The sequence below is a fragment of the Kitasatospora sp. NPDC059462 genome (genome assembly GCF_042749955.1).
Taxonomy (GTDB): domain Bacteria; phylum Actinomycetota; class Actinomycetes; order Streptomycetales; family Streptomycetaceae; genus Kitasatospora.
In genome coordinates, this window is sequence record NZ_JBHYUU010000417.1 from 1 (window position 1) to 1,002 (window position 1,002).

Annotated in this window: 1 protein-coding gene; it reads left to right on the forward strand. The window is 77.9% G+C overall.

All coding sequences use genetic code 11. From position 1 onward, the window contains the following. Nucleotides 1–162 precede the first annotated feature (162 nt). A complete protein-coding gene (locus ACFXAM_RS38875) occupies nt 163–759 on the forward strand; it encodes a sigma-70 family RNA polymerase sigma factor (RefSeq protein ID WP_380298664.1) in 597 nt (198 codons plus the stop codon). The last annotated feature ends 243 nt before the right edge of the window (nt 760–1,002 follow it).

Genomic DNA, 1,002 nt, shown 5'->3' on the forward strand with positions numbered 1-1,002 from the left:
CGTTGGCCCGCCGTTGGCGACGGCTGCCAGCGTGGCCACTCCCGGGAGAGCGGCTCGCCCGCCGTGGCCCGCCCCCGCGCGCCGAGACAGCGATCGAACCAGGTACCCGACCACCGACCGGGGTACCGACGAATGACGAATGTCGTAAGGGGCTCAACAGCCGTGGCCATCGACGCTACCGCCCACGCCGGGACGACCACCGAGGACGCCGGGGGGCCCGTCGCCCCGCCGGCCCCCCGGCCCACCCTGGACCAGGACACCCTCGCCGAGCTGTACCGGCTGCACGGCGGCTACCTGCTGCGCGCGATGCTCCGGGTGACCAGCGGCGACCGCGGCAAGGCCGAGGACATCGTCCAGGAGACCCTGCTGCGGGCCTGGCAGAACCCGGCGGCCATGCACCGCGGCCCCGAGTACAGCCGCCCGTGGCTGTTCACGGTGGCGCGCCGGATCGCCATCGACCACTACCGGATGCAGACCGCCCGCGCCCAGGAGGTCGCCGACGAGTCCCCCGAGGACCACGCGGGCACCCACGACCCCTACGACGAGGTGCTCGTCGCCCGGGACATGGCGGCGGCGATGGCCGAGCTGCAGCCCCACCACCGGGACGTACTGGTCGAGTTGCACATGAAGGGCCGCTCGATGGCCGAGGTCGCCCGGGTGCTGGGGGTGCCGGTCGGCACGGTCAAGTCCCGCAACTTCTACGCCGTCCGCGCCCTGCGCCCGATCCTGGAGGCGCACGGCATGGCCTGGGCCGGCTGACCCCGGCCCCGGACCTCCCGGCCCCCGCACCGTCCGGTCGCCGGGGTGAACCGTTCCCGCCCCGCCGCCCGTAGACCAAGGTGGCGGCACCGCCACCGGCGCCCGTTCCCCCGTGCGGGCGCCGGGCCGACGGCCGCCGGGCGGGCCGCCCCCGGGGGGGGGGGGCGGGGCGGGGGCGGGGGGGGGCGGGGGGCGCCCCGCGGGAGCACGCGCGGGGGGGCGCGCCGGGGGGGGGGCGGGGGC